This window comes from Blautia sp. AF19-1, assembly GCF_003479155.1.
Classification (GTDB): domain Bacteria; phylum Bacillota; class Clostridia; order Lachnospirales; family Lachnospiraceae; genus Fusicatenibacter; species Fusicatenibacter saccharivorans.
Map to the genome: position 1 here is coordinate 28,679 of NZ_QUGQ01000019.1, position 25,527 is coordinate 54,205.

Genomic DNA, 25,527 nt, shown 5'->3' on the forward strand with positions numbered 1-25,527 from the left:
AGACAGCCTCACTGTGGTTTGTTTGAAAAAGATCACGTCTGGAATCTTTTTCCATATTAAGAAGTATACCATAGAGCATCGAAAAAGAAATGAAGGAAGTATTAAATTTTACGAAAAAAAGACTTTTCGCAAAGAGGAACAGATAGGAATGTGCGAAAAGTCTTTTGTATTCTGAATTTAGTCCTGTACTTCCTGAAGATTGCGGATGTTCGGCTCCGCCATCATGGAGTAATTGGTGTAATAAACAACGAAGCCCGGTTTGCTTCCGTTTGGTTTGCGCAGGTTTTTCTTTAAGGTGTAGTCGATTTCCACCTTCGGTGCCTGTCTGCCTTTCGAGTAATAGGCGGCGAGAGCAGCGGCCTCTTCGTAGACGGAATCCGGCAGCTCTTTACCGTTCGTCTTTACGATGACATGGCTGCCCGGCTGGCCTTTCGCGTGGAACCACCAGTCGTTGCCGGAGGCGAATTTAAACGAAAGTTCCTCGTTCTGGAAGTTGTTCTTGCCGACATAAATGTCAAAGCCCTCGGAAGAGCGGTAGTGGAACGGATGGGAGGTGATTTTCTGCTTTTTCCCTGTCGGTCCCTTGCGGCGGATGTAGCCGTACTCGATCAGCTCTTCTTTTAACTGCACCAGATCCGCCTCATCGAGCGCAATATCAAGCGCCGTGCTGATGGATTCGAGATGGTCGATTTCCTCTTTCGTCTCGACAAGAAGTTCCTCGAGTGCCTCACGGGTCCGCTTCAGCTTTCCGTAGCGGTCGAAGTATTTTTTCGCATTTTCGCCGGCAGAGAGCGTTCCGTCGAGCGGAATCGTGATTTCCTCGCCGTTATAGTAATTGACGGCTTTCAGCGAAGTATCGCCCGGCTGGCAGCTGTAGCCGTACGTATTTAAAAGCTCACCGTAAATCCGGTATTTTTCCCTCTTGTCGGTGTCTTTTAACTGTTTCTGCTGCAGGTCGTATTTTTTGACATTCCGTTCGAGTGCGGTATTGACGACACGGCGCAGATCGGAAGATTTCTGACGGATGCGGGTGATGCGGTTTTTCATGGCATAGTACGTTTCCAGCACACCGGAGATCGAATCGTATGTTTCCTCACGCAAATCCTGATACTGCGTCAGTTTCAGTGCGGAAAATTCTTTCGGCTCATCGCCCTGGTATACGATGTTCGGCGTAAATGCGCCGTTTTTGATATCCTCAATCAGATAAGAGAAGGTGCGGAACAGATGAAGCTTCGCATTTTCTTCGAGTGCATTGACCGCAAATCCGCCGTCGATGCCGGCGCGGCAGCAGACTTCCTCCGCCATCAGCGGGCTGAAGCCGGTAAGGGAAGTGTAGATTGCCTTTGCGGCAGCCATCGGTTTCGTGCAGACGAAATCGAAAAATTCTTCTTCTGTGATCGTGAGCGGATCTTTCTTATCCTGCGTGTGCGGAATGAACCAGGTGCGGCCCGGAAGAACCTCACGGACAGAACTCATGTTGGCGGAAATATGTTTGATACTGTCAAGGATCGTATTGTCCTCCTGACAGAAGATCAGGTTGCTGTGTTTTCCCATGATCTCCACAATCAGCTTCTTGCGGCAGATATCGCCGAGTTCATTCAAATGCTCGAGCTCAAAAATAAGAATACGCTCGAGTCCCGGCTGGGTAACGGAGAGAATGCGGGCGCTGCCGATGTGTTTGCGGAGCAGCATACAGAAATTTGGTGCGGTCATCGGGCCGGGCTTATTGTTGTCCGTCAGGTAGATCAGCGGAAGCGAAGCACTTGCCGAGAGGAGAAGACGGTAAACGGTACGGTTGTTTTTTATTGTAATCATCAGCTCGTCGTTTTCCGGCTGTGCGATCTTGTTGATCTTTCCGCCGACGATGGTCTGATTCAGTTCCTGTGCAATATTTGCAATGGTAATTCCATCAAAAGCCATAGAAAATATCTCCTTTGTTTGAAATTCTAGTATTTTCATTATAATACAGAAAAAAAGATTTGACTAGGCTTTCTGAATGAATTATAATAAATCTGTATGGGTAGATGTATTTTCTGAAAAAGACTTCAGAAGGTACAGGAAAGGACGGATTGTGGCAAAACTGATCAACATCGGATTCGGCAATGTCGTAAATTCGGATAAAATAATAGCAGTGGTGAGTCCCGAGGCGGCGCCCGTCAAGCGTATGGTGCAGCGTGCAAAGGAAAGCAACCGCATCATCGATGCGACGCAGGGAAGACGCACGAAAGCAGTGCTCATCACCGGAGAAGAATTTATCATCCTTTCGGCTTTGCAGCCGGAAACGATCAGCCGTAGATTCAACGGCGGCTGGGAAACAGAAAAAGAGCGAGGGGAATCTGAAAATGAGTAGAGGAATACTTACTGTAGTATCCGGTTTTTCCGGAGCAGGAAAAGGAACACTGATGAAACGCCTGATGGAGGAGTACGACAACTATGCGCTGTCCATCTCCGTCACCACAAGAGACCCGCGTCCGGGCGAGGAAGACGGCGTATCGTACTTTTTCCGTACAGAAGAAGAGTTTGACCGCATGGTAGAAGAGGATGCCTTCCTCGAGTATGCGCGTTACGTAAAACATTCCTACGGAACGCCGAAGGCATACGTAGAGGAGCAGCTGGATGCCGGAAAAGATGTTCTGCTTGAGATTGAAATCCAGGGAGCACTTCAGGTCAAGGAAAAACGTCCGGACACCCTTCTTGTGTTCATCACACCGCCGACCGCCGAGGAGCTGGAACGACGCCTACGGGGACGCGGAACGGAAACAGAAGAAGTTATCAAAGGCAGAATGGAGCGTGCAAAAGAGGAAGCACAGGGCATGGACCAGTACGATTATGTCCTGATCAACGACGACCTCGAAACCTGCGTAAAACAGATGCATGAGACCATTCAGAGCCAGCATTTCATGAGCAGCAACCAGAAAGACTTTATCGAACAGATGAAAAAAAGTCTGGAAAAATAGAAAGGAGCATTTATTATGATTCATCCATCTTATCAGGAACTGATTGCAACTATTAACGAGGGCCAGGATCTGGACGAGGCACCGGTTGTCAGCAGCCGTTACTCTCTGGTACTTGCAACAAGCAAACGTGCAAGACAGATCATTGGCGGAGCTGAACCGCTTGTAAAAGTGAAAAAAGGCATGAAACCGCTCTCCATCGCCGTAGAGGAGATGTACAAAGGAGAGGTTACAATCCTTCCGGAATCTGAAGTTGAAGCGGAAGAGGAAACAAAAGAGGAGCCAGTAATTGAATAATATGAAAATTCTGTTTATTTCCCTTGGATGCGATAAAAACCTGGTAGATTCCGAGCATATGCTGGGTCTTCTGGTAGAGCATGGTTTCGAGATCACCGATTCCGAGGAAGATGCAGAGGTTATCGTGATAAACACATGCTGCTTTATCCACGACGCCAAAGAAGAAAGCATTCAAAATATTCTTGAAATGGCGAAGTACCGTACAGCGGGAAGCTGTAAGGTTCTTCTGGTAACGGGCTGTATGGCAGAGCGCTACCGCGATGAAATCATTGAGGAGATTCCGGAGGTTGACGCCGTACTTGGAACGAACAGCTATGACAAAATCCTGGATGCCATTCAGGATGTCCTCGGCGGCGACCGCTTCCAGGAGTATGCCGATCTGAAAGGACTGCCGAAAATTGACGCACAGCGCGTTGTAACGACAGGCGGCCATTACGAATATCTGAAAATTGCAGAGGGCTGTGACAAGCACTGTACCTACTGCATCATTCCGAAGCTGCGCGGACCGTACCGATCCGTTCCGATGGAGGAACTGATAGCAGAAGCGAAGACGATGGCAGAACAGGGTGTCAAAGAGCTCGTTCTCGTTGCGCAGGAGACAACCATTTATGGTATCGATCTGTACGGAAAGCCGTCTCTCCACCTTCTGTTAAAAGAGCTCTGCAAAATTCAGGAGCTCTACTGGATCCGGATTCTGTACTGCTATCCGGAGGACATCTATCCGGAACTCGTTCAGACGATGAAGGAAGAGCCGAAAGTCTGTCACTACCTGGATCTGCCGATTCAGCATGCCAACGATGAGATCCTGCGCCGCATGGGTCGCAGAACATCCAAACAGGAGCTGATCGACAAAATTGATTTCCTGAGAAGCGAGATGCCGGATATCACACTGCGCACCACGCTGATCACAGGATTCCCGGGAGAGACAAAAGAGCAGCACAAAGAACTCCTCGAGTTTATCAACGACATGGAGTTCGACCGTCTCGGCGTATTCACCTACTCTCCGGAGGAGGGAACACCGGCTGCTACGATGGAGCATCAGATCGACGAGGAGGTAAAACTGGACCGTCAGGCAGAACTGATGGAGCTGCAGCAGGATATCTCTGCAGAACTCGGCGAGCGCAGGATCGGCCAGGAGCTTCTTGTTATGATCGAGGGCAAAGTGGCGGATGAGGATGCCTATGTGGGCAGAAGCCAGGCGGACGCACCGGGTGTAGACGGCTATGTATTTGTCAATACACCGGAAACACTCGTATCCGGCGATTTCGTAAGAGTGAAAATTACCGGCGCTCTGGAATATGATCTGATAGGAGAGATAAGCCAATGAATTTACCAAACAAATTAACGATTCTGCGGGTAATTATGATTCCGTTTTTCGTGTTCTTCCTGCTGTCTGGCGTGGGCGGAAGCGCGTCCAAATGGATTGCACTGGTAATCTTTGCCGCTGCCAGCATCACGGATACTCTGGACGGCTACATTGCAAGACGTGACAATCTGATTACCGATTTCGGAAAGTTTATGGATCCGCTGGCAGATAAGCTGCTGGTATGCTCTGCACTGATCTGCTTTGTAGAGCTGGACAAGCTTCCGGCGTGGATGGTTATTATTATCATCGCAAGAGAATTTATCATCAGCGGTTTCCGCCTGGTTGCTTCGGACAATGGAATTGTCATCGCAGCAAGCTGGTGGGGAAAATCGAAAACAATCAGCCAGATGATTATGATCATTCTTCTGATCGCCGACATTCCGGCACTTTCCGTGCTGAATACCGTGCTGATCTGGGTTGCACTGATTCTGACCGTTGTTTCTCTGATTGATTACCTGGTAAAAAATAAAAACGTGCTTTCCATGCAGAACTAGGCAGGAAAAAGCACAGAATAAAAACGCTGACCGGTTTGGGATTCCAGACCGGCAGCGTTTTTTGGTTTGTAGTTTTTCAGCGTTTTTTCCCGGAAGCAGCGGAGCGGAAGAGGCGTACCATCTGGTCAATTTTTGCCGCTTCCTGTTTGGATTTTCCGGCTTTGATGGCAGAGATGATCAGGTCCGCCTCGGAGGCGGAAAACTGTGCGCCGCCCTGATTTCCCTGCATCAGGGAGAGAAGAAACGGCATCATTTCCGCCTGGGATTTTCCGCGGCTCTGAGAGGCCATCTGCTGCAGTGCCTGAAGCCGGGCAAAGTCAATTCCGGAAAGAGAGGGGTCCTGCGACCAGTCGTTTTGCTTATCATCCGAACTCATAGCAGATCCTCCTCATTTCCGGGATTTATATTCTGAAGCATCTGGACCATCTGCATGGTCTGAAACATCTGGGAGAGAAGATCCCGCTGCGGACCGGCGGCAAAACGGGAAATATCCTGCAGCATCTCAAGCGGAGAGACGTGCGGGGCATCAACAGACATCATGGAAAGGTCGGCCGGACGGGAAAAAAGCTGAATGGTCCGCTGGAGCTCGAGCCATTTGCTCAAAATCGCAAGGGAGGGCTGCAGGCCGAAGGAGGCGTAGGGAATGGCAGCCTTCAGCATCTGAAGCTGATCCTGTGCGATCATCTGGTCCAGCGGTGTCATCTGTTCCACATTTTGTTCCTGTTCCTGATTCAAATTAAGATCCTTCCTGGCAGCATTCCTGCATTTGTCTTTTTATTTCTCTTTATCTTATGTTCCAGGCCGGAAAAAATGACAGAAGGCGGGAAAAAACATATGATAAGAGGAAGAAAGAAAAAGGAGACCGCCGGAAAATGGATGGAAAAGAAACAGCAAAAAGAAAACAGGTACTCGAAGGGAATGCCTTTTATGAAATAGATCTGGAATGTATGAGAAAAAAAGAAAAAAGAGAAGAGATGGAAAAGCGGGAAAGAGAAGCACGGAAACCGAAACGGTTTCGTTGAAAGAGAATTCTGGTGAAAAAAAGCCCCGGGGCGGTTGATCCGCACCCGGGGCTTTTTCTGCCCGAACATCTGGGAGGACTGAAAAAAGGTCAGCAGCCGCATCCGCAGTTATTGCTGTTGCCGCATCCACAGCCGTTGTTGTTCCATCCGCCGCAGCAGAACAGAAGAATCAGAACGAGCCAGCAGTCGGAATTGCAGCCATTGTTGTTGTTTCCGCATCCACATCCGCCGCAGCAGGAGAGGAGAAGCAGAATCCAGATAATACTGCAGCCATTGTTTCCGAACAGGTTGTTGTTGGAAACACCGCATCCATTATCGCAGCCACAGCCGTTGTCACATCCGCATCCACAGTTTGTAGCAGCTAAATCACTCATGTTTGTTCCTCCAAAGGAATCATTTTGCTTACAATTCATGATATGAAAAACTGCCGGGCGGGGTTACTCTTAAAGAGAAAAATTCAAAGACCCTACAGACTGCGTCCCTGAAAATCAAAAAGCTCTTTCACCGGAATGTCAAGTGCCTCAGCGATATCGAACAGAAGATTCAACGAAATAGAGGTTTTTGTATTTGGCGCTTCGATGTTGCTCATATGGGTACGACTGATATGTACCGCCTCGGCAAGTTCGGCCTGCGTCATTCCTTTTGCTCTTCGGTAGTAGGCAATCGTAAGTCCAAGAAGGCGAAGATCGTTCAAGCGTTCGTAATTCATAGTCAGGAATCCCCCTTTTAGTTTTATAAATATAATGATAATACGTAATGATACAACGGAAAACAATCAAAAACAAGGCAGTTGCACATTAAAAGTTTGCATCAACAAACGGATATACCATAGAAGCAAACCTGTGAGCGGGAAAATCAGTTTGTCATAAGGCTTGTGAAGCTTTGATATAACTGTAATCGGCCATATCCCCATTCTCTGCTCGGATACGTAATAGTATCAGTTCGGTCTGCACCGCGGATCAGGTAGTTTTTTACCTCCTGTGCCGTGAAATAGCGGGCGGGAGTGCGCTGGATGCCCCATTGCAGAAAAAGAGCAGCGGCGCCGGATGTAATGGCGGCGGACGCACTCGAACCGCTGAAGCTTACATAGGAGCCGGCCGGTCCCGGTCCGGTAACGGAGACGCCGGGAGCAGCAAAGTCGGGCTTGATTTCACCAAGCCGGGTAAAGCCGCGGCCGGATTCCGGGGAAAAACTGTTGTTTGCTGCCTGATACGTGGAGGGAGAAAGAACAGGAACCGTGGCAGAAGGTGTCGTCAGTGTCGTGTATGGATCCGGTTCCAGAAATGTCACATCGGAGGTGGAAAATCCGGTGATCGGGAGCCAGATGTGGAAATCCGGCGGCGATGGAAAAGCGCGGTAAACCTGAAGCGTCCAGATACCGGGGGTCGGATCCAGCATGCGGATCAGAATGAGCTGGCTGCCGGTCGTGGCCTGGACCACTTCGTAGTTGACGTAGATCACGGTGCGCTCCAGAACGAAGGTGATCCGCTGTTCCTGATTCAAAGAGACGGGAATCCGCGGAATCGTCTCGCCGCCGGGAGAGCGGAAACCGACAGAAAAAAGCTGTGGAGCCTGTCCCCAGAGTTCCAGGGTGAAACCGCGGTTTCCTTCAGAAACGAGAAACTCTACATTTTTCGGGGTGTAAGTTTCGGATACAGAGCCATAATAATGGTGTGATGCATTTCCTTCGTTGCCGGTCGCGCAGACGGGGATCACACCAGGCGTGTTGCCGTAGCGCGCCAAGGTCAGAGAAACGGGGAGCGTGCCGGAGTGGCTGCCCTGATTCGTCCCGAGTGCCAGACAGAGGACGAGCGGTTTTCCTTCCGCAGCTGCGGTTTCATTCAGAAAGTGCATGGCGGAGAGCAGGTCATCTTCCTCGAAGACGGGAGCATTGGAGGACACAAGATAAAAATCTTTCAGATTCTGTTTGGCGGGTTTTAATTTAACAACGGCAAAATCTGCCTCCGGTGCGACGCCGAGAAATCCGGCGGAGGCATCCGGAGTACCGCCGGCCACGCCTGCGACATACGTGCCGTGCCCGTCGGGATCGGTGACTGGAACAAGGGAGAGTGGATCGCCGCTTTCAAGTGCCGCGTCGAGATCGGACTTGGTATAGAGACTGCCGTAAGGAAACTGCGCCGGCGGCGTTCCCGTCCAGTCCGTCTGATCCCAGACGGCGAGAATCCGGCTCTGTCCGTTGGCATGCAGAAATGCGGGGTGGCGGTAATCAATGCCGGTGTCCAGAAAACCGAAGATTACATTTTTGCCTGTATATCCGCCGCCGTAGAGATTCTGCGTCTGGACAATCCCGGAGACTTCCAGTGAGAGCGTGGAGAGCGGCGTAAAAAGTTTTGGAAGCCCGGTAAAGGGAACTGCGCCGAAGAGATTTTCCGGCAGCAGACTCCGCTCGAGAAAGAGAACGGAATACTGCGGGTTCAGCGTAAGAAGAGCACTTGATTCCGGAAACAGCATCTGGTACCGCTCGGACTGTGCCACGTAATTCTGGATCAGAATGTTGATGTAATCGTTGGAATAAATGATGTCTGTAAGATCCATGAAGAGATCCTTTGTTTTTGATGCTATTGTATGCAAACATTACGTCAAAGTATGCATGAAACAAAAAAGCCCCCTTACCTGACGCAGTGTCTGCGCGGTAAGGGGGACGAAATAGAATCAGCTTTCGAGAAGAGCGCTGATATCCTGTTTCGGTACTTCCATTGGGTAATGGCTGTCGAAGCATGCACGGCAGATCGGCAGATCGCCGACCATGTTCTGGAGTTCCTCGATCGGCATGTAGCCAAGAGAGTCGGCTCCGATCTGCTGGCGGATCTCCTCCGTGGAGTGAGAGCTTGCGATCAGCTGTTTGTTCGAAGGAACATCGGTGCCGAAATAGCACGGATACAGGAACGGCGGAGAGCTGATACGGACATGGACTTCGGTCGCGCCGGCTTTGCGAAGCATCGTGATCAGGTTGGAAATCGTTGTTCCACGGACAATGGAGTCGTCGACGAGCACGATCCGTTTTCCTTTTACAACAGATTCGAGAACGCTCAGCTTGATTTTGACGCTGGATTCCCGTTCCTTCTGGGTCGGCTTGATGAAGGTACGGCCGACATAGCTGTTTTTGTGGAACGCAAGACCGAACGGGATGCCGGATTCTTCGGAATAGCCCTTTGCGGAGGCAAGTCCGGAGTCCGGGACACCACAGACGAGGTCTGCGTCAACCGGGTAGGTCTTTGCGAGAGTTGCACCGCCGCGGATTCTGGCCTCGTAGACACTGATATTGTCTATTTTGCTGTCGAGGCGGGCAAAATAAATATATTCAAAAATACAATGCGCTTTTTTTACGTCAACCGGCATAAATTCGGATTTCAGATTTCCGGTTTTGTCAAACGTTACAATTTCTCCCGGAGCGACATCGCGGACGAATTCGGCGCCGATCGAAGTGAGGGCGCAGCTTTCCGAGGCGAGAACCCAGGCGTTGTCCCGCTTTCCGATGCAGAGCGGTTTTAAGCCATATGGGTCGCGCACGCCGATGAGTTTTCTCGGGCTCATGATGACAAGGGCATAGGCGCCGCGGATTTCTTTTACCGTGCGCAGAATCGCTTCTTCTACCGTTTTGGAATGAACGCGTTCCCGCGCAATGCCGTAGGCGATGATTTCAGAGTCAATCGAAGTGTGAAAAATTGCGCCGGTGTTTTCCATCTGCTCGCGCAGTTCCATAGCGTTGACCAGATTTCCGTTGTGCGAAAGGGAAAGGGAGCCTTTCAGATAATTCAGAACGAGCGGCTGTGCATTCTCTACGGTAGTGGAACCGGTGGTAGAGTACCGGACATGGCCGATGCCGATATTGCCGGACAGCTCTTCTAATTTGGATTCTTTGAAAACTTCGTTGACAAGGCCAAGGCCTTTGTAGGATTTCACATGGCCCTTTGGACCGCTGGTGTCAGAGACGGCAATTCCGCAGGACTCCTGTCCTCTGTGCTGCAGGGCGGAAAGGCCATAGTAGATCGAAGGACTGACGTCGGCACCATCCAGATCGTAAATGCCGAAAACACCACATTCCTCCCGGAGACCGGTATCATAACAATTGTTTGACGATGGCTGCATAGGTATTCTCCTTTTTTCAGTTGTAGACCTGCATGTTTTAAAAACATTGATTATCATACTCATTTTTGTGGATGATGTCAAGAAAATCGTGATATGTATAAAATATGGTGCAGAAATTTAGGATTTCGTGGAAAATGTCGAAAATAATAAAAAATAGTAAAAAAAAGTTGCAGGAAATTCGAGATGTGTTATAATCGTTTTTGATTTTGAATGAAAGCCCCGGACAGCAGCTATGGATGAGCCATGCTTGCATGAGCGAATTCATAGATATTGGCCGGGCAAGACGACATGAGTAAGTAGGGCGATAGCCCGGATTACGAATGTTGTCAGCAGTTACGGGAGCGACGCAGGCGCGGAGTAACTGGCTTTCATCATAGAGATGTCGCCGGCAGGCGACATTTCCTTTTAGAGAAACTTGTGACGGAAAAGAAAATATCAGAAGAGAAAAGCAGGAGGAAATCAATATGGCAGTAAAATATGTCTTTGTGACAGGCGGAGTAGTCTCCGGCCTTGGAAAGGGAATCACGGCGGCGTCCCTTGGACGGCTTTTAAAAGCCCGAGGATACAAAGTGACGATGCAGAAATTTGACCCGTACATCAACGTTGACCCGGGTACGATGAACCCGATTCAGCACGGCGAGGTTTTCGTTACCGATGACGGCACAGAGACAGACCTCGATCTCGGCCACTACGAGCGTTTCATCGACGAGAGCCTGGATAAAAATTCCAACGTGACGACCGGAAAAGTATACTGGTCTGTTCTGCAGAAAGAACGCCACGGTGATTTCGGCGGAGGCACCGTACAGGTCATTCCGCACATTACAAACGAAATCAAGAGCCGTTTCTACCGCGGAAAAGAAGTAGATGAGGAGCGTATTGCCATCATTGAGGTCGGCGGAACCGTCGGCGATATCGAGAGCCAGCCGTTTTTGGAGGCAATCCGCCAGTTCCAGCATGACGTCGGACACGAGAACGCCATTCTGATCCACGTTACCCTGATTCCATATCTGAAAGCTTCCGGTGAAATGAAAACAAAACCGACGCAGGCGAGCGTAAAAGAGCTGCAGGGAATCGGTATTCAGCCGGATGTCATCGTATGTCGGTCCGAGCATCCGCTGACCACCGAGATCAAAGATAAAATTGCTCTGTTCTGCAACGTTCCGTCAAGCCATGTTCTGCAGAACCTGGACGTGGAGTATCTGTATGAAGCTCCGCTTGCCATGGAGAAAGAGAACCTGGCGCAGGTTGTCTGCGAGAGCCTTCACCTTCCATGCCCGGAACCGGATCTGTCCGACTGGACCCATATGGTAGAAGCACTCCGCCATCCGAACAAAGAGGTGACGATTGCGCTCGTCGGAAAGTATACCCAGCTGCATGATGCATACCTGAGCGTTGTTGAGGCATTAAAACACGGCGGAATTGCAAGCCATGCAAACGTACACCTGAAATGGGTGGATTCCGAGCTGGTAACCGAGGAGAACGTGGCAGAGTATCTGAGCGATGTGGACGGTGTTCTGGTACCGGGCGGATTCGGAAACCGCGGTATCGAAGGCATGATCACAGCGATTCGATATGCAAGAGAGAACAAGATTCCGTTCCTCGGCCTCTGCCTCGGCATGCAGCTGACGATTGTTGAATATGCAAGAAACGTTCTCGGTTACCACGACGCACACAGCATCGAGATGAACCCGAACACCATGCACCCGGTGATCGCACTGATGCCGGATCAGGATGGAATCGAGGATATCGGCGGTACGTTACGTCTCGGCGCATATCCATGCGTCCTGGCAGACGGATCGAAAGCACAGGAGCTGTACGGTGAGAAAGAGATTTCCGAGCGTCACCGCCACCGCTATGAAGTAAACAACGATTTCCGGAAAGCACTGACCGAAAACGGCATGGTTCTCTCCGGTGTTTCTCCGGACGGAAGAATCGTTGAGATGGTAGAGCTTTCAGATCATCCGTTCTACATCGCAACGCAGGCACATCCGGAGTTCAAATCCCGTCCGAACCGTCCGCATCCGCTGTTCCGCGGCCTGATCGCAGCAGCAGCCGAGTACCATGCGGCAAAATAATCGATAAATGGTATGAAAAATTAGGTAAAATGCAGTAATAACCTAAGAAAGTTAAGAAAAAATATAAAAAATTATATAAAAATTAAATTTGCTCTTTACAGGACGAAAAAAATAGAGTATAGTAAGGGCAATCCAGAAAGAACGGCGGGGAACAAAAGATTCCCCTCCATTCTTTTCAGAAAAGACAAAGGATAACCGAAAATAAGGAAAGTAAAGGAAGGGAAGCCGTATGACACAGAGCAAAGAGCGTGTCATGGGAGAAGAAGGGCTATACCGTTCTTCCTTTGAACACGACAACTGCGGTATCGGAGCCGTCGTGAATATCAAAGGTGAAAAATCCCATGCGACCGTAGAAAACGCATTAAAAATCGTAGAAAATCTTGAGCATAGAGCCGGCAAAGACGCCGAGGGTAAAACAGGAGACGGAGTAGGAATCTTGTTGCAGATATCGCACAAATTCTTTTCCAAAGCCTGTTCGACCCTCGGTTTTTCATTAGGCGGAGAACGGGAATACGGCGTCGGCGTATTCTTCTTCCCACAAAATGAGCTGAAACGGAACCAGGCAAAAAAGATGTTTGAGATCATCGTGGAAAAAGAGGGACTGGAACTCCTTGGATGGAGAACCGTGCCGACCGTTCCGGAAGTTCTCGGCCATAAGGCAAGAGAGTGTATGCCTTACATCATGCAGGCATTCATCAAAAAACCGGAGGATGTGGAAAAGGGAATCGCTTTCGACCGTCGTCTGTACGTCGTACGCCGTGTTTTCGAACAGAGCAACGACAACACCTACGTGCCATCCCTTTCCAGCCGTACCATCGTATACAAAGGTATGTTCCTCGTAGGACAGCTCCGCACCTTCTTCCGCGATCTGCAGGATGTCGATTATGAATCTGCAATCGCCATGGTGCATTCCCGGTTCAGCACGAACACGAACCCAAGCTGGGAGAGAGCCCATCCGAACCGTTTCATCGTACACAACGGCGAGATCAACACCATCCGCGGAAACGCCGACAAGATGCTGGCCCGTGAGGAGACGATGTCCTCCCCGATGCTGCAGGATGAACTGCACAAGGTTCTGCCGGTTGTCAACACCCAGGGTTCTGACTCTGCAATGCTCGACAACACACTCGAGTTCCTGACCATGAGCGGTATGGATCTTCCGCTGGCTGTCATGATCACGATCCCGGAGCCGTGGGCAAACAACGATACGATTTCCCAGGAGAAACGTGATTTCTATCAGTATTATGCAACGATGATGGAGCCGTGGGACGGACCGGCATCGATCCTGTTCTCCGACGGAGATGTGATGGGAGCAGTGCTCGACCGCAACGGTCTTCGTCCTTCCCGTTACTACATCACTAACGATGGATTTCTGATCCTCTCCTCTGAGGTCGGTGTTCTGGAAGTTCCGGAAGAAAAAATCGTCTTAAAAGAGCGTCTCCATCCGGGCAAGATGCTTCTCGTCAACACCGTACAGGGAAAAGTCTTAAACGATGAGGAAGTCAAAGAATATTACGCAAAGAAACAGCCGTACGGCGAATGGCTCGACAGTTATCTGGTACAGTTAAAGAATATCAAAATCCCGAATCTGCCGGTCGAAGAGTACACGAAAGAAGAGCGGATGCGCCTGCAGAAAGCGTTCGGCTACACCTACGAGGAGTACCGTTCCTCCATCGGAAAGATGGCATTAAACGGTGTCGAGGCAACCGCTTCGATGGGTATCGATACCCCGCTTGCCGTTCTCTCCCATGAGCATCAGCCGCTGTTCAACTATTTCAAACAGCTCTTCGCACAGGTAACGAACCCGCCGATCGACTGCATCCGTGAGGAGATCGTAACTTCCACAAGCGTTTACGTCGGACGTGACGGAAACCTGCTTGAGGAGGAGCCGAAGAACTGCCAGGTATTAAAGATCAACAATCCGATCCTGACCAATACCGATATGCTGAAGATCAAGAACATGAAAGTCGAAGGCTTCAAGGCAGTGACCGTTCCGATCACCTACTACAAGAGCGCACCGCTTGACCGTGCGATGGACCGCCTTTTCGTCGAGGTTGACCGTGCACACCGGGCAGGAGCCAACATCCTGATTCTCTCTGACCGCGGCGTCGATGAGAACCATGTGGCGATTCCATCCCTCCTGGCTGTATCTGCGGTTCATCAGCATCTGGTAAAAACGAAAAAGAGAACTTCTCTTGCGATTATTCTGGAGTCCGGCGAGCCGCGCGAGGTGCACCATTTCGCAACACTGCTCGGCTACGGTGCCTGCGCAATCAACCCGTATCTGGCACTCGACACGATCCATGAGCTGATCGAAGAGGGCATGATCAAGAAAGATTACTACGCAGCCGTTGAAGATTACAACCACGCGGTCATCTCTGGTATCGTAAAAATCGCAGCGAAGATGGGTATCTCCACGATCCAGTCGTATCAGGGTTCCCAGATCTTCGAGGCCATCGGTATCTCAGCAGATGTCATCGACAAATACTTCACCGGTACGGTCAGCCGTGTCGGCGGTATTACCCTGGAAGACATTGCAAAAGATGTCGATGAGCGTCATTCCCAGGCATTCGATCCGCTGGAGCTGTCTACCGATCTGACACTGGACAGTATCGGCCGTCATAAATCGAGAAGCCAGGGCGAGGAGCACCGCTACAATCCGCGCACCATTCATACACTGCAGGAGTCCACAAGACGCGGCGACTACAAGATGTTCAAAGAGTACACAGCAATGGTCGACAGCGAGGAGAGCGGCTATCTGCGGAGCCTGATGGACTTCGATTATCCGGAACAGGGCGTTCCGCTCGAAGAAGTTGAGAGCGTAGATTCTATCGTAAAACGATTCAAAACAGGTGCGATGTCCTACGGTTCTATTTCCCAGGAGGCACATGAGACACTGGCAATTGCCATGAACCGTCTGCATGGAAAATCCAACACTGGTGAGGGCGGTGAGAGTGATGACCGTCTCGAATCCCCGGAGAGATGCTCCGCGATCAAACAGGTAGCATCGGGAAGATTCGGCGTTACCAGCAAATACCTTGTCAGTGCAAAAGAGATCCAGATCAAGATGGCCCAGGGTGCAAAACCGGGCGAGGGCGGCCACTTACCGGCCGGAAAGGTTTACCCGTGGATTGCAAAAACACGTCACTCCACACCGGGTGTATCCCTGATTTCCCCGCCGCCGCACCACGACATCTACTCCATCGAGGACCTTGCACAGCTGATTTATGACCTGAAAAATTCGAATGTGAATGCAAGAATCTCCGTTAAACTGGTATCCGAAGCAGGTGTTGGTACTGTCGCAGCCGGTGTTGCAAAAGCCGGAGCACAGGTTATCCTGATTTCCGGATATGATGGAGGAACGGGAGCAGCACCGAGAAGTTCCATCCACAATGCAGGACTTCCATGGGAGTTAGGCCTTGCCGAGACCCATCAGACGCTGATCAAAAACGGCCTCCGCAACCGTGTCATGATCGAGACCGATGGTAAGCTGATGAGCGGCCGTGACGTTGTGATTGCAGCACTCCTTGGCGCCGAGGAATTCGGTTTTGCGACCGCACCGCTTGTAACGATGGGATGCGTTATGATGCGTGTCTGCAACCTCGATACCTGCCCGATGGGTATTGCAACCCAGAACCCGGAGCTGCGCAAACGTTTCCGCGGCAAACCGGAGTACGTCATCAACTTCATGCGCTTCATCGCAGAAGAGATGCGGGAATACATGGCAAAACTTGGCTTCCGCACCGTTGACGAGATGGTCGGCCGTTCCGACCTCTTAAAGAGAAATGATAAAGTGACAAACGAGCACGCAGACCGCGTAGACTTAAGCCAGATCCTGAACAATCCGTTTGCAAAAGCAGGCGAGAAGGTAACGTTCGATCCGAAAGATGTTTACGACTTCAAACTTGGCGCAACCCTGGATGAGAAGGTACTCTTAAAGAAATTCGGTCCGGCAATGGATAAGAAAGAGAAGAAGACCGTCAAAGTCGAGATCACCAACACCGATCGTACCGTGGGAACGATTCTTGGTGCCGAGATCACCAGAAAATTCGGCACCTCTCTGGAGCCGGATACGTACACCGTACAGTGCAAGGGTGCCGGCGGACAGAGCTTCGGAGCATTTATTCCAAAAGGACTGACCCTGGAACTTGAGGGCGATTCGAACGATTACTTCGGAAAAGGCCTCTCCGGCGGAAAACTGGTTGTCTACCCGCCGAAAGCAAGAAAGTATAAACCGGAAGAAAACATCATCGTCGGAAACGTTGCCCTCTACGGCGCAACGAGCGGTGAGGCGTACATCAACGGTATCGCAGGAGAGCGTTTCTGTGTCAGAAACTCCGGTGCTTACGCCGTTGTCGAGGGTGTCGGTGAGCATGGATGCGAGTATATGACCGGCGGCCGTGTCGTTGTCCTCGGCGCAACCGGAAAGAACTTTGCAGCCGGCATGAGCGGCGGTATCGCTTATGTCCTGGATGAAAAGAGCAACCTGTACCGCAATTTGAACAAGGAAATGATTTCGATTGAACTGGTAGAAAGCAAATACGATATTGCAGAGCTGAAAAACATGATTGAAAAACACGTCACACACACCGGCTCTGAAAAAGGTAAAGAAATTCTCACACACTTTGACGAATATCTGCCGAAATTCAAGAAGATCATTCCGAATGACTATAAGCGCATGATGATGCTGAGTGCCCAGATGGAAGACAAGGGTCTTAGCAGCGAACAGGCACAGATTGAAGCATTTTACGAAAGCATGCGTAAGTAGGAGGAAGAAGAATTATGGGTAAGCCAACTGGATTTATGGAATATCAGCGCAAGACGGGAAACACCGTTGCCCCGCTTGAGCGTATCAAAAACTTTAAGGAATTTCATCTGCAGCTCCCGAAAAAGGAGCAGCAGATGCAGGCTGCCCGCTGTATGGCATGCGGTGTACCGTTCTGCCAGGCGGGAACCATGATTGCGGGAATGGCCTCCGGCTGTCCGCTGCAGAACCTCGTTCCGGAGTGGAATGACCTTGTGTATCTTGGAAACTATGAGCAGGCATACCGCCGCCTCACCAAGACAAACTGTTTTCCGGAATTTACCTCCCGCGTCTGCCCGGCACTCTGCGAAGCAGCCTGTACATGCAACGTAAACGGAGACCCGGTCTGCACGAAGGAAAATGAACGCGCGATCATCGAAAACGCATGGGCAACCGGCCTGATTACGCCGCACCCGCCGAAAGTGCGCACCGGAAAACGCGTTGCCGTTGTAGGAAGCGGTCCTTCCGGCCTTGCAGCAGCGATGCAGCTCAACCGCCGCGGCCATTCTGTTACGGTCTTTGAACGCCGCGACCGCGTGGGCGGACTTTTGCGCTACGGTATTCCGAACATGAAACTCGATAAGAGCGTCATCGACCGCCGTGTGGATCTGATGAAGGCCGAGGGCATTGAGTTTGTGACGAATGCTGATATCGGAAAAGATGTAAAAGCTGACAAACTCTTAAAAGAATTTGACCGTGTCCTGCTCTGCTGCGGTGCGGCAAATCCAAGAGATATCAAGGCAGAGGGAAGAGATGCAAAGGGCATCTACTTTGCTGTCGATTTCCTGACTTCCGTAACGAAGAGTCTTCTGGATTCCAAGTTTGAGGATCATGCCTACATCGATGCAAAGGGCAAACACGTTGTTGTCATCGGAGGCGGCGACACCGGTAATGACTGTGTCGGAACTTCCATCCGTCTCGGTGCCAAATCTGTGACACAGCTTGAGATGATGCCGAAAGCACCGGATCAGCGTGCCGAGAACAATCCGTGGCCGGAGTGGCCGAAGATCTGCAAGACGGATTACGGCCAGGAAGAGGCAATCGCCGTATTCGGCCATGATCCGCGGATTTACCAGACAACCGTAACGGAATTTATCAAAAACAAAAAAGGTGAAGTCTGCCAGATCAAGACCGTAAAACTGACACCGAAAAAAGATGAGAAATCCGACCGCATGATGATGGTTCCGGTTGAGGGAACCGAAGAGATTCTCCCGGCAGATCTCGTTCTTATTGCAGCAGGCTTTTTAGGATCCCAGAAATATGTGACCGATGCATTTAAAGTGGAAGTCAACCAGCGCACCAACGTGAAGACAGATGACGGAAAATACCAGACAACAAAAGAAAATGTCTTCACCGCAGGCGATATGCACCGCGGCCAGTCCCTGGTCGTATGGGCGATCCGTGAGGGACGCGAGGCAGCAAAGACAGTCGATGAATCCCTGATGGGATACACGAATCTCTAAGTTTTTCTTGACAAAACACGCGAAAAACTGCTATAATATGCCCAAAACAAGGGTGTTTTTACGCAAGGTGTCTTTCTGCCCTGCCGCGTGAAAGCACCCTTTTCGTTTAGAATCGTCTTTGATAAAGGAGAGAATCGATATGGCAAAGTATACGAAGGAAGTGATCCTTCAGATGGCGGAGGAAGAAGATGTTGAATTTATCCGCCTGCAGTTTACCGATATGTTTGGAATGATGAAAAATATGGCCATCACCGCCGGACAGCTGGAAAAAGCCCTGAATAATCAGTGCGTTTTCGATGGCTCTTCGTTCGAAGGATTTGTCACCATCGAGGAAGCAGACATGTTTCTGCACCCGGATCTCGACACCTTTGCAATACTTCCGTGGCGTCCGCAGCAAGGAAAGGTTGCAAGATTGATCTGTGATGTGTATGATAGAGAGGGGAATCTTTATGCAAAGAGTTCCCGAACCATCCTTCAGAAGGTAATTTTCGAAGCGAAAGCGATGGGCTATGAGTTTGAAATCTCACCGGAGTGTGAATTTTTCCTGTTCCACACCGATGAGGACGGCGGAGCAACGAGTGTAACGCACGACAAAGGCGGTTATCTGGATCTGGGACCGCTGGACCTGGGAGAAAACGCGCGGCGCGATATGGTGCTGACCCTCGAAGAAATGGGAATCGACGTTGAGTCTTCCTTCCACGAGGTAGCGGCAGGCCAGCACGAACTGGATTTCTGTCCGGCTGCAGCACTTCGGACGGCAGATCAGCTGATGACTGCCAAATTTGCTATCCGTACGATTGCAAAACGTCATGGCCTTCACGCAACCTTTATGCCAAAACCAAAAACCGGAGTTCACGGATCGGGTCTTCATCTTTCCTTCTCCCTGTTTCAGGAGGGAAAAGATGTGTTTGCCGACAAATCCGATGAATACGGGCTCAGCAAAGAGGCATATTACTTTATGGGCGGACTGATGAAACACATCAGCGGAATCGCAGCGATTACCAACCCGCTTGTAAATTCCTACAAACGTCTGACACCGGGATACGGTGCACCGATCTACGTGGCATGGTCTGCAAAGAACAGAAGCCCGCTGATCCGCATTCCGTTGACGGGAGACGGTATCATGGCCATTGAGCTTCGATGCCCGGATTCGGCAGCCAATCCGTACCTGGCACTTGCTGTCTGCATGGCAGCAGGACTTGACGGTATCAAACAGAAAATCGTTCCGCCGTCCCCGGTGGACCGCAATATTTCCGATCTGACAGAAGAAGAACGAAACGCGATGCAGATCACCCTTCTCCCGGGAAGCCTTGGAGAAGCGGTCGCAGAGTTAAAGAAAGACGATTTTCTGTGTCAGGTACTCGGCCAGGAATTTGTGGATGGATATATCAATGCCAAAGAAGAAGAGTGGCATGAGTATCTCCGCCAGGTATCCGACTGGGAGACCGAGAAATATCTGTACCGTATTTAGACGACGAAGGGGCCTGAAAATGCATGAGCAGCATAGTGATAGTACTTCCCAAAATAGAAGATGGAAAGCGCATCCGGGATATTCTGGCAAAAAGAGGATATGAAATCGATGCTGTCTGTTCGACAGCGGCAGCGGCGCTCGGAGAGATGAACAACTTAAACGGCGGTATCGTCATCTGCGGCTACAAGCTCCCGGATATGTTTTTTACGGATCTGAATGAGTGTATGCCGTCCGGCTTCCAGATGCTTCTGATTGCATCGAGCCGCGCATTAAGTGCGGTGGAGGGAACCGGAATCATGGCGGTTACGATGCCGCTTTCCGTGTACGAGCTGGTCAATACACTGGAGATGATGCTGCAGAGTGCGGCACGGCGCAGAAAGAAAGAGCGGGCAAAGCCCAAGGTGCGCAGCGCCGAGGAACAGCACATCATCGATCGTGCAAAAAGCCTTCTGATCGAACGAAATCACATGACCGAGTCGGAGGCCCATCGCTACATGCAGAAATGCAGCATGGACAGCGGCACCAATCTGGTTGAAACGGCACAGATGGTGCTGACGCTTTTGACAGAGTAAGAAAAAGTGAAAAGGAGCGACATAATAATGTTCAAAATCAATGACAATTATCTGAAATTGCCGGGAAGCTATCTGTTTTCCACCATTGCAAAAAAAGTTGCAGCTTACATCGAGGCAAATCCGGATGCGAAAATCATCCGTCTTGGAATCGGCGACGTAACCCAGCCGATCGCACCGGCGATCATTGAAAAGCTGCACGGAGCAGTGGATGAGATGGGACACGCAGAGACCTTCCACGGATATGCACCAGATCTTGGATATGCTTTCCTTCGCGATACCATCGCAAAAAATGATTATCAGGACAGAGGATGCGATATCTCATCTGATGAAATTTTTGTATCGGACGGCGCAAAATGCGATTGCAGCAACATTCAGGAGATCTTCAGCCTGGACAACAAGATCGCTGTATGCGACCCGGTTTATCCGGTTTATGTAGACTCCAACGTAATGGCAGGCCGTGCCGGTGACTACGACGCAGCAACCGAGCGTTTCACGAATGTGATTTACATGCCGTGTACCGCAGAAAACAACTTCACCCCGGAGCTCCCGAAAGAAACCCCGGATCTGATTTATCTGTGCTTCCCGAACAACCCGACCGGCGCTATGGTTTCCAAAGCCGAGCTGCAGAAATGGGTTGATTATGCAAATAAAGTAGGAGCCATCATCCTGTATGATGCTGCATACGAGGCATATATCTCAGAAAAAGACATTCCGCATTCCATCTATGAGTGCGAGGGTGCAAGAACATGTGCCATCGAAATGCGCAGCTTCTCCAAGAACGCAGGCTTTACCGGTATGCGTCTTGGATTCACCGTTATCCCGAAAGACATCAAATCCGGCGATGTGACTCTGCACAGCCTGTGGGCACGCCGTCACGGAACGAAATACAACGGAGCTCCGTACATCATCCAGAGAGCCGGCGAGGCTGTTTACTCTCCGGAAGGAAAAGCACAGTTAAAAGAGCAGGTTGCTTACTACATGAAGAACGCAAAAGTCATCTACGACGGATTAAAGGGCGCAGGCTACACCGTATCCGGCGGTGTCAACGCTCCGTATATCTGGCTGAAAACACCGGGAAATATGACTTCCTGGGAGTTCTTTGATCACCTGCTTGCAGACGCAAACGTAGTCGGAACACCAGGATCAGGCTTCGGCCCGAGCGGAGAAGGCTACTTCCGTCTGACTGCATTCGGTACGTATGAGAATACAGTAGAGGCAGTGGAGAGAATCAAAAAACTGTAAATTGTGTGCGAAATACCAATAAAACGAAATTTCTGCGCAATTTTATAAACACACGAAAAAATAATTTTATATAGATAAAATTCACGAAAAATGTATTAGAATTTATATAAAATCCGTAAAAATTAGGTGTTTACAAATGCAAAACTGCTGTGCTATAATGCACAGTATGAAAAAGGCAGTGAAGGAAACTCCGTATGCGGAATCTGACAGGAAGCCGATGTCACCGACTGAGAGCATCAGCATGGAGGAAACATACAATGGGGAACATTCCGGAGCCGGTCTGCTGAACATGAGATCCGAACAGGAAATCAAGTAGGCAGATCCGTGATACGCGTTAAGTATAAATGAGTGGGCGTTTTCCCCCGGAAAACCGGAGAGAAAAACGCAATGCGGGTGGTACCGCGGGAACATAAAATATCCCGTCCCGGAACAGTAGTTAAAAAACTGTTCCGGGACTTTTTTATTTGAAAAGCAATCCGGGACAGGCGAGAAAGAGAGGAGAACAAGACATGGAATTTATGACAGGCGTAAAGAAAAAAGAAGACATCTCCGTAAAAACTCTGCTGGAGACACCGGAAGGCACAGAAGTAAAACTCGAAGGAGCCGTACACATCATCCGTGACATGGGCGAGGTTGCCTTTGTCATCTTAAGAAAGAGCGAGGGACTCGTTCAGTGTGTGTACGAAGAAGGAAGCGTTAACTTCCCGCTGAAAGATCTGAAAGAGGAATCGGCAGTTGCCGTAACCGGAACGGTCAAAAAAGAGGACCGCGCACCGGGCGGCGTCGAAGTCAGGCTGCAGACCATCACCGTTCTTTCCGAGCCGACCGAGCCAATGCCGCTCGCAGTCAACAAATGGAAAATGAACACCTCCCTTGAAGCAATGCTGAACATGCGGCCGATCGCTCTTCGAAACGTCAGAGAGCGTGCAAAATTCCGCATCCAGGAAGGCGTGGTACGGGCGTTCCGTGATTTCCTTCATTCCCAGGGATTCACCGAAATCCATACACCGAAGATCGGCGCGAAAGGCGCTGAGGGCGGCGCAAACATCTTCAAGCTGGAATATTTCCACCGCCCGGCTGTCCTGGCACAGAGCCCGCAGTTCTACAAACAGATGCTCGTCGGCGTGTTTGACCGTGTCTTTGAAGTCGGACCGGTTTTCCGTGCAGAGAAACATAACACGAAACGTCATCTGAACGAATATACCAGCCTTGACTTTGAGATGGGCTACATCGAGGATTACACCGACATCATGGCAATGGAAACCGGATTTTTACAGTACATGGTGGAGCTTCTTAAAAAGGATTACGCAAAAGAGCTGGAGATCCTGAAAGTTATGCTTCCAAAGACAGAAGAAATCCCAACTGTACCGTTCACGAAAGCGAAAGAGCTGGTAGCCGAGAAATACAACCGAAAGATCCGCAACCCGTTCGACCTTGAGCCGGAGGAGGAGCTTCTGATCGGCCAGTATTTCAAAGAGGAGTACGATGCAGACTTCGTATTTGTCACCGAATATCCGTCGAAAAAGAGACCGTTCTATGCGATGGACGACCCGGAGGATAAGAGATACACAAAGAGCTTCGACCTGCTGTTCCACGGTCTGGAGATTACAACCGGAGGCCAGCGTATCCACGATTACAAGATGCTCTCTGAAAAGATCGCAGCCCGCGGCATGACAGAAGAGGGCATGGAGCAGTACTTGAGTGCTTTCAAACACGGTATGCCGCCGCACGGAGGTCTTGGCATCGGTCTGGAGCGTCTGACCATGAAGCTGATCGGTGAGGACAACGTCCGCGAGACAACGCTGTTCCCGCGTGATCTTACAAGACTGGAGCCGTAAGCGGATCCTGCTGGAAAATAAAAAAGGAGAATGAGTGAAATGGCAAATGTGATTTCAGATGAAACGATGGAATATGTCGGCATCCTGGCAAAGCTGGAATTAAAGGATGAGGAAAAAGAATCCGCACGGCAGGATATGCAGAAAATGCTGGATTATGTAGATAAATTAAACGAGCTCGACACCAGCAAGGTCGAGCCGATGACCCACATTTTCGAGATGGGAAATGTATTCCGCGAGGATGAAGTAACCAATGGCGACGACCGCGATGCAATGCTTGCCAATGCACCGGAAGTCAAAGAGGGCCAGTACAAGGTTCCGAAAACGGTAGAATAGCAGGAGGAGATTCGATATGGAAATCAAAGATATGACAGCAGTACAGCTTTCTGCCGCGATCAAAGAAGGAAAGATCACCGTATCGGACGCTGTGGAAGCGTCCCTTGCGGCAGTCAGAGCGTCTGAGGATGCGATTCACGCCTTCCTTCTTGTGGATGAAGAGGGTGCGAGAGCACGCGCAGCAGAAGTGCAGAAGAAAATTGACGCAGGAGAGCTCACCGGTCCGCTGGCCGGCGTTCCGATCGCGATCAAGGACAACATCTGTACGAAGGGTCTTGCGACGACGTGTGCGTCAAAGATCCTGCAGAATTTCGTTCCGACGTACGATGCGGAGGTTATTACACGGCTTGAAGAGGCGGGAGCCGTTATCATTGGAAAGACGAACATGGATGAGTTTGCGATGGGAAGTACGACAGAGACTTCTGCGTACGGCGTGACGAAAAACCCGTGGAACACCGAACACGTTCCAGGCGGTTCCTCCGGCGGTTCCTGTGCAGCCGTTGCAGCAGGAGAAGTACCGATGGCACTCGGCTCCGATACTGGCGGATCGATCCGTCAGCCAAGTTCCTTCTGCGGCGTAACCGGCATGAAACCGACGTACGGCACCGTTTCCCGTTATGGACTGATCGCTTACGGTTCCTCCCTCGACCAGATCGGACCGGTCGCAAAGGATGTGACAGACTGTGCAGCACTGCTGCAGACCGTTGCTTCGTATGATGCAAAAGATGCGACATCAATGAAACGCGATGATTACGATTTCATGAGCGCTTTAAAAGAAGATGTCTCCGATCTGAAAATCGGTATTCCGAACAGCTATTTCGGCGAAGGTTTGGATCCGCAGGTAAAGGAATCCATTTTAAAGGCTGCCGATGTCCTGAAGGCACGCGGAGCAGAAGTAGAGTATTTCGATCTCGACCTCATTGATTATGCGATTCCGGCTTACTACGTCATTGCATCCGCCGAGGCAAGCTCCAACCTGGAACGATTCGACGGTGTGAAATACGGCTTCCGTGCCAAAGAGTACGAAGGACTCCACGATATGTATAAGAAGAGCCGTTCCGAGGGCTTCGGTCCGGAGGTGAAACGACGGATTATGCTGGGAAGCTTCGTGTTGAGCTCCGGTTACTACGATGCGTATTATCTGAAAGCGCTGCGCACGAAAGCCCTGATTAAACAGGAGTTTGACCGCGCATTTGAGAAATACGATATGATTTTAAGCCCGGCAGCACCATCGACGGCACCGCGCCTTGGAGAATCGCTTTCCGATCCGCTGCAGATGTATCTGGGCGATATTTACACCGTATCCGTCAACCTCGCCGGTCTTCCGGGCATCACCGTTCCGTGCGGCATGGATGACAAGGGTCTTCCGATCGGCATGCAGCTTATCGGAGACTGTTTCTCAGAGAAAAAACTGTTCCGTGCAGCGTACACCTATGAGCAGGCACGCGGTGCATTCGGGCAGCCAGAAAAACGGTAAGGAGGAAGC

Annotated in this window: 23 protein-coding genes; 16 read left to right on the top strand and 7 right to left on the bottom strand. The window is 50.4% G+C overall.

Features of this window, described 5'->3' with window-relative positions; all coding sequences use genetic code 11:
* Positions 1–177: 177 nt before the first annotated feature.
* Positions 178–1,920, bottom strand: coding sequence for an Rqc2 family fibronectin-binding protein (locus tag DWX26_RS12620; RefSeq protein WP_022461421.1), 1,743 nt, complete (start codon positions 1,918–1,920; stop codon positions 178–180).
* Positions 1,921–2,071: 151 nt separating this feature from the next.
* Between DWX26_RS12620 and DWX26_RS12625 the strand changes: the two genes are divergently transcribed.
* The 5 genes from DWX26_RS12625 to pgsA are packed head-to-tail and all read left to right on the top strand — an operon-like array spanning position 2,072 to position 5,111.
* Positions 2,072–2,350 (top strand): DUF370 domain-containing protein, encoded by a 279-nt coding sequence (locus DWX26_RS12625; protein ID WP_055218332.1) that lies wholly within the window; start codon positions 2,072–2,074, stop codon positions 2,348–2,350.
* Positions 2,343–2,957 (top strand): guanylate kinase, encoded by a 615-nt coding sequence (gmk, locus tag DWX26_RS12630; protein WP_022461423.1) that lies wholly within the window; start codon positions 2,343–2,345, stop codon positions 2,955–2,957. Before DWX26_RS12625 ends, gmk begins: the two co-directional genes overlap by 8 nt.
* 15 nt (positions 2,958–2,972) lie before the next feature.
* A complete protein-coding gene (gene rpoZ, locus DWX26_RS12635) occupies positions 2,973–3,251 on the top strand; it encodes a DNA-directed RNA polymerase subunit omega (RefSeq protein ID WP_022461424.1) in 279 nt (92 codons plus the stop codon).
* A 1-nt stretch (position 3,252) separates the two neighbouring features.
* Positions 3,253–4,578: a 30S ribosomal protein S12 methylthiotransferase RimO gene (gene rimO / locus DWX26_RS12640; protein ID WP_118601551.1), complete on the top strand. Its 1,326-nt coding sequence runs from the start codon at positions 3,253–3,255 to the stop codon at positions 4,576–4,578.
* Positions 4,575–5,111, top strand: coding sequence for a CDP-diacylglycerol--glycerol-3-phosphate 3-phosphatidyltransferase (gene pgsA, locus DWX26_RS12645; protein ID WP_055228244.1), 537 nt, complete (start codon positions 4,575–4,577; stop codon positions 5,109–5,111). Before rimO ends, pgsA begins: the two co-directional genes overlap by 4 nt.
* Before the next feature lie 76 nt (positions 5,112–5,187).
* Here the strand turns inward: pgsA and DWX26_RS12650 are convergent, their stop codons facing one another.
* Together DWX26_RS12650 and DWX26_RS12655 are read right to left on the bottom strand one after the other, a co-directional pair.
* Positions 5,188–5,487 carry a hypothetical protein gene (locus tag DWX26_RS12650; protein ID WP_022461427.1) on the bottom strand — a complete coding sequence of 100 codons (300 nt, stop codon included), beginning with the start codon at positions 5,485–5,487 and terminating at the stop codon, positions 5,188–5,190.
* Positions 5,484–5,846, bottom strand: a complete 363-nt coding sequence (locus DWX26_RS12655) for a hypothetical protein (protein WP_055217741.1) — start codon at positions 5,844–5,846, stop codon at positions 5,484–5,486. The genes DWX26_RS12650 and DWX26_RS12655 overlap by 4 nt, the downstream gene beginning before the upstream one ends.
* Positions 5,847–5,983: 137 nt before the next feature.
* On the opposite strand from DWX26_RS12655, the gene DWX26_RS16925 reads away from it, so the two are divergent.
* Positions 5,984–6,133 (top strand): hypothetical protein, encoded by a 150-nt coding sequence (locus DWX26_RS16925; RefSeq protein ID WP_172680771.1) that lies wholly within the window; start codon positions 5,984–5,986, stop codon positions 6,131–6,133.
* Positions 6,134–6,222: 89 nt separating this feature from the next.
* Here the strand turns inward: DWX26_RS16925 and DWX26_RS12660 are convergent, their stop codons facing one another.
* The 4 genes from DWX26_RS12660 to purF all read right to left on the bottom strand — a co-directional run bounded on the left by DWX26_RS12660 (position 6,223) and on the right by purF (position 10,243).
* Entirely contained in the window at positions 6,223–6,507 is a 285-nt protein-coding gene (locus DWX26_RS12660) for a hypothetical protein (RefSeq protein ID WP_055228247.1), read from the bottom strand.
* Positions 6,508–6,599: 92 nt separating this feature from the next.
* Positions 6,600–6,842, bottom strand: coding sequence for a helix-turn-helix transcriptional regulator (locus tag DWX26_RS12665; RefSeq protein WP_022462361.1), 243 nt, complete (start codon positions 6,840–6,842; stop codon positions 6,600–6,602).
* Between the two features lie 146 nt (positions 6,843–6,988).
* Entirely contained in the window at positions 6,989–8,689 is a 1,701-nt protein-coding gene (locus tag DWX26_RS12670) for a S8 family peptidase (protein ID WP_118601552.1), read from the bottom strand.
* A 117-nt stretch (positions 8,690–8,806) separates the two neighbouring features.
* The gene (gene purF, locus DWX26_RS12675) at positions 8,807–10,243 is read right to left on the bottom strand and encodes an amidophosphoribosyltransferase (protein WP_022462359.1); all 1,437 of its coding nucleotides are present in this window, start codon (positions 10,241–10,243) and stop codon (positions 8,807–8,809) included.
* Between the two features lie 464 nt (positions 10,244–10,707).
* On the opposite strand from purF, the gene DWX26_RS12680 reads away from it, so the two are divergent.
* The 10 genes from DWX26_RS12680 (at position 10,708) to gatA (ending at position 25,518) form a co-directional block, all read left to right on the top strand.
* The gene (locus tag DWX26_RS12680; protein WP_118601553.1) at positions 10,708–12,318 is read left to right on the top strand and encodes a CTP synthase; all 1,611 of its coding nucleotides are present in this window, start codon (positions 10,708–10,710) and stop codon (positions 12,316–12,318) included.
* A gap of 229 nt (positions 12,319–12,547) precedes the next feature.
* Positions 12,548–17,086, top strand: a complete 4,539-nt coding sequence (gltB, locus tag DWX26_RS12685; protein ID WP_118601554.1) for a glutamate synthase large subunit — start codon at positions 12,548–12,550, stop codon at positions 17,084–17,086.
* Between the two features lie 14 nt (positions 17,087–17,100).
* Positions 17,101–18,585 carry a glutamate synthase subunit beta gene (locus DWX26_RS12690; RefSeq protein ID WP_118601555.1) on the top strand — a complete coding sequence of 495 codons (1,485 nt, stop codon included), beginning with the start codon at positions 17,101–17,103 and terminating at the stop codon, positions 18,583–18,585.
* Between the two features lie 139 nt (positions 18,586–18,724).
* A complete protein-coding gene (glnA, locus tag DWX26_RS12695) occupies positions 18,725–20,056 on the top strand; it encodes a type I glutamate--ammonia ligase (protein WP_118601556.1) in 1,332 nt (443 codons plus the stop codon).
* Positions 20,057–20,079: 23 nt separating this feature from the next.
* Positions 20,080–20,628 (top strand): ANTAR domain-containing response regulator, encoded by a 549-nt coding sequence (locus DWX26_RS12700; RefSeq protein ID WP_022462354.1) that lies wholly within the window; start codon positions 20,080–20,082, stop codon positions 20,626–20,628.
* Between the two features lie 27 nt (positions 20,629–20,655).
* Entirely contained in the window at positions 20,656–21,870 is a 1,215-nt protein-coding gene (locus DWX26_RS12705; protein WP_055228252.1) for an LL-diaminopimelate aminotransferase, read from the top strand.
* Positions 21,871–22,036: 166 nt separating this feature from the next.
* Complete coding sequence (locus DWX26_RS16775) at positions 22,037–22,186, top strand: hypothetical protein (RefSeq protein ID WP_158555021.1); 150 nt, start codon at positions 22,037–22,039, stop codon at positions 22,184–22,186.
* Positions 22,187–22,379: 193 nt separating this feature from the next.
* Positions 22,380–23,708, top strand: a complete 1,329-nt coding sequence (aspS, locus tag DWX26_RS12710) for an aspartate--tRNA(Asn) ligase (protein WP_055265997.1) — start codon at positions 22,380–22,382, stop codon at positions 23,706–23,708.
* A 39-nt stretch (positions 23,709–23,747) separates the two neighbouring features.
* Positions 23,748–24,041, top strand: coding sequence for an Asp-tRNA(Asn)/Glu-tRNA(Gln) amidotransferase subunit GatC (gatC, locus tag DWX26_RS12715; protein WP_022462350.1), 294 nt, complete (start codon positions 23,748–23,750; stop codon positions 24,039–24,041).
* A 16-nt stretch (positions 24,042–24,057) separates the two neighbouring features.
* On the top strand, positions 24,058–25,518 hold the full coding sequence (gatA, locus tag DWX26_RS12720) for an Asp-tRNA(Asn)/Glu-tRNA(Gln) amidotransferase subunit GatA (protein WP_118601557.1): 1,461 nt from the start codon (positions 24,058–24,060) through the stop codon (positions 25,516–25,518).
* Positions 25,519–25,527 lie beyond the last annotated feature (9 nt).